This window comes from Streptomyces sp., from assembly GCF_035563135.1.
GTDB lineage: Bacteria > Actinomycetota > Actinomycetes > Streptomycetales > Streptomycetaceae > Streptomyces.
Window position 1 is genome coordinate 1 of the sequence record NZ_DATMVN010000108.1, and the last position, 6890, is coordinate 6890.

Below are 6890 nucleotides of genomic sequence, written 5' to 3' on the forward strand. Positions count from 1 at the left end.
CCGCAAGAACCCCACCAGCAAGTACGGACCGAACGCCGGACAGCACCCCACGACCAGCCAGAACTACACCATCCGCACCACCGTCACGTTCTTCGAGCACGGGCTCGCGAACCGTTCACAGAGATAAACGCAACGGTGTTGACATGGACAGCTCCCGAAGCCACCCGCACGACCGGACCGCTCACCGGTGGCGAGCGCGAGACCTTGACCGGTTACCTGGCCTTCTACCGCAGCACACTTCTGCAGAAGTGCGCCGGCCTGACGGGACGGGAGCTCGCGAAGCGGACTGCCGAGCCGTCCAACCTCACCCTGCTCGGCCTGATCCGGCACATGGCCAAGGTGGAACGTATCTGGTTCCGCCAGGGATTCGCCGGCCTGTCGCTGCCCCCGATGTACGACCCGGACAAGGGTAAGGACGTGGACTTCGAGGACCTCTCACCGGACCGCGCCCCCGAGGACTACGCCCGACTCGTCGAGGAGATCCGCCTCGCCGACGAGGTGGCGGCGGGGGCGTCGCTCGACGCCACCTTCACCTGGCGCGGCTCGGTCTGCTCGCTGCGCATGGTGCACGTCCACATGATCGGGGAGTACGCACGCCACATCGGGCATGCCGACCTGCTGAGGGAGCGGCTGGACGGCACCACCGGGGCCTGACGCCTTCCAACACCGGTCGGTCGTACGGGATCTGACGTAATTCGGCACCCGGGCGGACTGAAAGGACCGGAGCGGGTCACATGAAAGGCATGACGTCCACTGACGTAACGACGGACAGCACCAGGGAACCCGGTCGCGGCGGCGGGCCGCACCGCCGCGGCTGGACGAGGGGGTGCCTGCCGTTCGCCGGCGTGTGCGCCGCGGCGCTGGTCCTGCTGCTTCTCGGCTCCCGGCTCAGCTTGCTGCCGGGCTTCGGAGACCTCTTCGGCGAGGAGACCGATGACCGCTCCGGTCCCGCGGTACTCAAGTCCATCCAGGACATGAGCGCGTACGAGGCCGCCTCCGGAAACTTCCAGGTCGTCGTCGACCTGGAGAAGGACGCCAAGTTCCTCCCCGACGCCGTCCGGGGCACCCGGACGCTGTACGTCGGCGCGGGTACCGTCGGGGCCTCCGTCGACCTGGGCAAGGTCGGAGCCGACGGGGTGACCGTCAACGAGGACCGGACCACGGCCGAACTCGTACTGCCCCATGCGGTGCTGGGCAAGCCGGCCCTGGACCCGGACCGCTCCTACGCCGTGTCCAAGCAGCGTGGGCTCCTCGACCGGCTCGGTGACTTCTTCTCCGGCAACCCCGGCAGTGAGCAGGCGGTCAACAAGCTGGCCGCACAGCACATAGGGGAGGCCGCCGCGGAGAGCGGCCTCACGGAGCGGGCCGAGAAGAACACCGCCTCCATGCTCCAGGGGCTGCTCGGCTCGCTCGGGTTCGAGAAGGTCACCGTCCGCTACAGCGGTTCTCGCGGCTGACCCTTTCGCCGTTTCCGCCCGCCCTGCCTTCACCGGTCGGGCCACTCTGCGCCACACTCACCGGAACGGGCGGCCGCCCCGTCGGCGGCAGGATCCAGGGAGTGATGACCATGACCACCGAAACCACGGAACGTTTCAGGGCCGCCGTCGAGAAGGGCGACACGGCGGCACTGGAAGAGCTGTTCACCGAGGACATCCGCCTCTTCAGCCCGGTGAAGTTCACTCCCTTCGAAGGCAGGCCGATGGTGCTCGGCCTCTTCGGCGTACTCCTGCGCACCTTCGAGGACTTCCGCTATGTCGGCCACCTCGCGGGCGAGGCCTCCACCAGTGGCGAAGGCGCCCAGGAACCGTCGGAGATCCTGTTGTTCAGGGCGACGGTGGACGGCAAGGAGATCCACGGGATCGACCTGCTCCAGTTCGGCGAGGACGGCCGCATCAAGGAGTTCACCGTGATGGTCCGTCCGATGTCCGCGGTCCGGGCGCTGGGCGAGGCCGTACTGCGGGGCCTCGCCGCCGACGGTCTCGTGCGGGACGGGACGGCGCACTGAGAGAACGGCGCCCGGCCAGGGCCCTCCAGGCCGGGCGCCGAGCGGCATGGCGCAGACGCGGTACGAGAACAGTCGGTTACCCTACGTGATCCGGCCGGGAATCCGCCGGCATCCGAGGGGATCTCTGAATGAACCGTATCCGCACCGCAGTTGCCACGTTGGGCATCGCCGCAGGCCTGATGACCGCGCCCGCCGCGAGCGCCGCACCGCACGAGGACCGCGCGGCGGCAGTCAGCCACGATCCCTGCACCGGTGAGTTCCTCGGGGACGCGCGGCTGGGTCCCCGATGGCTGCCCTCCACGAAACAGGCCCCCGTCGGCCCGCTGCTCAAGGGGTACAAGCGCACAGGCAGCCTGTCTTCCACCGCCTTCCTGAACAAGTACTGGGAGGGGCCGGCGGACACAGGCAGCTGGAAGTACCCGCCCGACGACGGCTTCGCCGAAGTCAACGGGCAGATCGACAGAGAGCCTGCGAAGCTGCGCACCGGACAGCGCCTGGACCGCTTCGGATCGGAGTACGGCGGATACCTCGCCCCCGCCGGCGACTCCTACAAGGAACGTGCGCTGCCGCCGCAGAACCTCAACACCCGCGATGCCGCATCTCCTTGTGATTACCGCGTCTACAAGGTCGCCAAGCCGTTCTGGGTCTGGCAGGGGCGCATCGCACCGTGGTTCGAGCAGCCCGGCGGAGGCCAGCAGATCAAGCTCGACCCCGTCTTCCTCGACCCGGGTGCGGGCCAGCGGCTCAACGTGAAGTGGCTGCTGGACCATGCCTACCTCACGCCTGCGGACGCGTAGCCGGGCTGTGGACCGCCGGGACCTGCGTGCCGCGCTCGGAGCGGCCGGCGTGGCCGACGGCTGCTACCGCATCGAAGGCGTCCACGAACCGGCCCCCACACCCCCGGACTTCCTGTTCCTGAGGCAGACGCCCGACGGCGTGTGGGAGACCGGCGCGTACGAGCGGGGGAGGTACGGAGTGATCGCGCGGCACCCGGACGAGGCAGCGGCCTGTGCACACCTCCTGCGCCTGCTCGTCTGACCGGCCGCCGACGGGTTTGCCGTAGCGGCAAGTTCTCTTGGCCAGAGGTGGTACGGCGCCGAATGATGGCCACGCAGTCAGGCACCGAGGACTCGAGGAGACACATGCCGCAGCCCGCCGAGCTTTCCGCGACCGTCCCCGGAGCCGTCCACCGGCTGGTGGACGTCCCCGGCGGCCGGATCCACCTACTGGAGCAGGGGACCGGCCCCCTCGTCCTCATGATCCACGGCTTCCCCGAGACCTCGCACTCCTGGCGTCACCAGCTCCCCGCCGTGGCCGCGGCGGGCTTCCGGGCGGTCGCTCTCGACGTACGCGGATACGGACGGTCCTCGGCCCCCGGCGCTGTGGACGCCTACCGGATGACGTCCCTGGTCGCCGACAACGTAGGAGTCGTGCACGCCCTGGGCGAGGAGACCGCGACGGTCGTCGGCCACGACTGGGGCTCGCCCATCGCTGCCAACAGCGCACTGCTGCGGCCCGACATGTTCACCGCCGTGGCCATGCTCAGCGTTCCCTACGCTCCCTGGAACGCGGTCCGCCCCACCGACGGCTTCGCCCGGGTCGGAAGGGACGAGGAGTTCTACGTCAGTTACTTCCAGCAGCCCGGCCGCGCCGAGGCGGAGATCGACCCCGACGTGCGCGGGTGGCTGGCCGGGTTCTACACTTCGCTCTCCGGTGACACGATGCCGCCGCCGGGCACGGGCAGCCCCTTCTTCGTGCCCACCGGAGCGGCCATGCGCGACCGCTTCACCGGCGGTGCCCTGCCTTCCTGGCTCACGGAGCCGGAGCTGGACGTCATCAGCGCCGAGTTCGAGAGAACCGGCCTGACCGGCGCACTCAACCGCTACCGGAACGTCGACCGGGACTGGGAGGACCTGGCAGTCTGGGACGGGGCCCGCCTCACCTGCCCCGCCCTCTTCATCGGAGGCGCCCTCGACTCCTCCACCACCTGGATGGCCGACGCCATCGCCGCCTACCCCACGACGCTCCCGGGCCTGGTCTCCTCACACATCCTGGAGGAGTGCGGGCACTGGATCCAGCAGGAACGTCCCGCAGAGGTCAACGCCCTGCTGACGCAGTGGCTGCACACCGTGCGCCCGTGACGGCCGCGTGTCGAAGTCGGGGCCCGGTCCGGGCACCGGCGATGGTGGTCATATGAACAGTGCAGGCATTCTCGCCGATGCGTTCGAACGTATCCACGAAGCGGTGCACGCCGCAGTCGAAGGTGTCCCGCCCGAGGACCTCAACGCCAGGCTCGACGAGGACGCGAACTCCATCGCCTGGCTCGTGTGGCACCTCGCGCGCGTCCAGGACGACCACGTCGCCGACGCGGCGGAGAGCGAACAGGTCTGGTTCGCCGAGGACTGGGCGTCCCGCTTCGAGCTGCCTCTCGAAAAGGACTCGACCGGCTACGGTCACAGCAGCGCGCAGGCGGCTTCCGTGAGAGTGGCGTCGGGTGACCTCCTCCTGGGCTACTTCGACGCCGTGCACGAGCAGACCCTCGGCTTCGTCCGCGGGCTCGACGGCCGTGCCCTGGACCGAGTCGTGGACGACGCCTGGTCGCCGCCGGTGACTCTCGGCGTGCGGCTGATCAGCGTCATCGCCGACGACCTTCAGCACGCCGGCCAGGCCGCGTTCGTCCGGGGCGCGCTGGAGCGCCGTCACCGAGCCGAGGATCCGGTGCGTGCGTAGTGTCCCGGACTCGTGCCGACCACCCGCTTGAAGTGCCGGGAGAAGTGGGACTGGTCGTAGAACCCGGCCGATGACGCGACCTCCGGTGTGCGCATCCCGCCGAGCAGCAGACGCCGGGCGAGATCGACACGGCGTCCTGTCAGGTACTGGTGCGGAGCCATGCTGAACTCCCGGCTGAAGGCCCGCACCAGGTGTGTGTGATGGGCGTGCAGCCGCTCCGCGGCGGCACGGAGCGGCAGACCTTCGACGAAGTGTTCGTCGAGCAGGTCCCGGAGCGCGTACGCGATCCGGCGGTCGGGCACCTGCGGGGCGACGGGATCGTCACGCAGGTGCCCGGCGAGACGTTCGGAGACCAGTGCGAGACGGCTCTGCGCCTCCAGTTCGTCCCCGGGGCGTTCGAGCGTCCGGTGCAGCTGGTGCACACGGTGGCGCAGCCGCGGATCCCGCAACACGGGCCGGCCCACCGCACGTCCCACGAGATCCGCGTCGATCTGCGTGGTGTTCAGATACAGGACACGCTTGCGGAACCCGCCGGGCGTCGCCGCATCGCCGTTGTGCGGGACGTGCGGAGGCAGCAGTGTCACCACCGAGCTGGGCGCCCCGTGCTCATGGCGGTCCAGGTCGTAGCGGACCATCCCCTCGTCGACGATGAGCAGCGTCCACGCGTCGTGGGTGTGCATGGGATAGGTGTGGTCGGCGAAGTGCGCGTGGAAGACCTCGTCGATCCCCTCGACGCGCGGACGCCACGCGGTGATGTCCGGACGTGCACCCATGGGCGAAGCGTACAAGAGCGTCACCGGTCACCTCGGCGTGCAAACTTCGTACAAGACGGCCGGCGGCCGGGCTCGGCAGACTCCAGGCATGACCGACGACAACGCACCCGTTCGCTTCGACACCAAGATCGCTGTGCTGCTCCGCGACGACCTCGAGACCTGGCAACGTCTCAACGTCACCGCCTTCCTGGTCAGCGGCCTGGGCACACAGGTGCCCGAGGTGATCGGCGAACCGTACGCCGATGCCGACGACACCCGGTACCTGCCCATGTTCCGGCAGCCGGTTCTCGTGCTCACCGGCTCCAAGGAAATCCTGACGACCGCACACACGAGGGCGGTGGGCCGGGGCGCGGCCCTGGCCGTGTTCACCTCGGACCTGTTCGCGACCGGCCACGACAAGGCCAACAGGGCTGCCGTCCGGGCGGTGGGCAGGGGTGGGCTGGACCTGGTCGGCCTGGCCGTGTACGGGCCGCGCAACGCCGTCGACAAGATTTTCAAGGGTGCGTCGATGCACCCGTGAGCAGCGATCCGGCGTCACCGTACAGATACTCACGGGCACACCCGTGCGAGTGATGGTCCCCGGTGCCATACTCAAGACAAGTCCGCTCGACAGGCTTGTCATCGTCCCGAAAGGCGACGCGTCATGAACTGGGCATCGTGGACCACCCTCGGTGTCTTCGCGGGAACCGGCGGACTGCGCACCGAAGAAGTAGGCATCGTGAGCGGGGATCTGACCGTGCACACGACTTGGACCGAGGAACAGGCCGAGGTCGCCGTCCAGTACAGCGGCGCCTCGGACTGGTTCACCCTGGCCGGCAGTCCGGTGCCGTGCCCCTCGGAGGAAGCGAGCAGGGCCTTCCACCAGAGCGTCGTCGAGGCGGTACGCGCCGGCGGCGGAGCCACGGTTCCGGTTCCGCACACGGTGGACTGACCGGCAGGCGGGTGCGGCAGCCGGTCAGCCTGCCGTGAAGCGCGCCACGTACCGGCGCTGCCAGGGCGTCTCCACGGCTCCGCGGTGATAGTTCCGGCGGACGTAAGCGACCGCTTCCCTCGCCGGGACGCCGTCCAGCACGGCCAGGCAGGCCAGGGCCGTGCCGGTCCGTCCGCGGCCGCCTCCGCACGCGACCTCGACCCGTTCACCCTCGGCACGGGCCCAGGCCTCCCGCAGCACGGTGCGCGCCGCCGCCCTGTCGGCGGGCAGACGGAAGTCGGGCCAGCGCAGCCACTGCGACTCCCAGGGCACCGAGGGGGGCGGACCGCCCAGCAGATGGACAGCGAAGGCGGGCTCGGGACCTTCCGGGAGCGGGCGTCTCAGCCCGCGGCCACGGACCAGCCGCCCCGACGGCAGCGACAGCACACCCTCACCTGCCGGATCCCAGGTA

11 protein-coding genes are annotated in these 6890 nt (G+C 69.7%); 9 read left to right on the forward strand and 2 right to left on the reverse strand.

Annotated elements, in window-relative coordinates; translation table 11 throughout:
* Positions 1-138 precede the first annotated feature (138 nt).
* From VN520_RS04745 to VN520_RS04775, 7 genes are all read left to right on the forward strand, one after another.
* The gene (locus tag VN520_RS04745; RefSeq protein ID WP_325745575.1) at positions 139-654 is read left to right on the forward strand and encodes a DinB family protein; all 516 of its coding nucleotides are present in this window, start codon (positions 139-141) and stop codon (positions 652-654) included.
* A gap of 89 nt (positions 655-743) precedes the next feature.
* Positions 744-1457, forward strand: coding sequence for a DUF4230 domain-containing protein (locus VN520_RS04750; protein ID WP_325745565.1), 714 nt, complete (start codon positions 744-746; stop codon positions 1455-1457).
* A 110-nt stretch (positions 1458-1567) separates the two neighbouring features.
* Positions 1568-2005 carry a nuclear transport factor 2 family protein gene (locus VN520_RS04755; protein ID WP_325745566.1) on the forward strand — a complete coding sequence of 146 codons (438 nt, stop codon included), beginning with the start codon at positions 1568-1570 and terminating at the stop codon, positions 2003-2005.
* Between the two features lie 128 nt (positions 2006-2133).
* Positions 2134-2802 (forward strand): TNT domain-containing protein, encoded by a 669-nt coding sequence (locus VN520_RS04760; RefSeq protein WP_325745567.1) that lies wholly within the window; start codon positions 2134-2136, stop codon positions 2800-2802.
* A 7-nt stretch (positions 2803-2809) separates the two neighbouring features.
* The gene (locus tag VN520_RS04765; RefSeq protein WP_325745568.1) at positions 2810-3043 is read left to right on the forward strand and encodes a hypothetical protein; all 234 of its coding nucleotides are present in this window, start codon (positions 2810-2812) and stop codon (positions 3041-3043) included.
* A 104-nt stretch (positions 3044-3147) separates the two neighbouring features.
* Positions 3148-4146, forward strand: coding sequence for an alpha/beta hydrolase (locus tag VN520_RS04770; RefSeq protein ID WP_325745569.1), 999 nt, complete (start codon positions 3148-3150; stop codon positions 4144-4146).
* 52 nt (positions 4147-4198) lie between these two features.
* Positions 4199-4735: a mycothiol transferase gene (locus tag VN520_RS04775; protein ID WP_325745570.1), complete on the forward strand. Its 537-nt coding sequence runs from the start codon at positions 4199-4201 to the stop codon at positions 4733-4735.
* Here the strand turns inward: VN520_RS04775 and VN520_RS04780 are convergent.
* Entirely contained in the window at positions 4705-5508 is an 804-nt protein-coding gene (locus tag VN520_RS04780) for an AraC family transcriptional regulator (protein WP_325745571.1), read from the reverse strand. The genes VN520_RS04775 and VN520_RS04780 overlap by 31 nt on opposite strands.
* Before the next feature lie 88 nt (positions 5509-5596).
* Here VN520_RS04780 and VN520_RS04785 point away from each other — a divergent pair, with 88 nt between their 5' ends.
* Complete coding sequence (locus tag VN520_RS04785; protein ID WP_325745572.1) at positions 5597-6028, forward strand: DUF2000 domain-containing protein; 432 nt, start codon at positions 5597-5599, stop codon at positions 6026-6028.
* 123 nt (positions 6029-6151) lie between these two features.
* The gene (locus VN520_RS04790; RefSeq protein ID WP_325745573.1) at positions 6152-6439 is read left to right on the forward strand and encodes a hypothetical protein; all 288 of its coding nucleotides are present in this window, start codon (positions 6152-6154) and stop codon (positions 6437-6439) included.
* A gap of 24 nt (positions 6440-6463) precedes the next feature.
* On the opposite strand, the gene VN520_RS04795 is transcribed toward VN520_RS04790, so the two are convergent.
* A partial coding sequence (locus VN520_RS04795) for a protein-tyrosine phosphatase family protein (RefSeq protein ID WP_325745574.1) occupies positions 6464-6890 on the reverse strand: 427 nt, incomplete at its 5' end.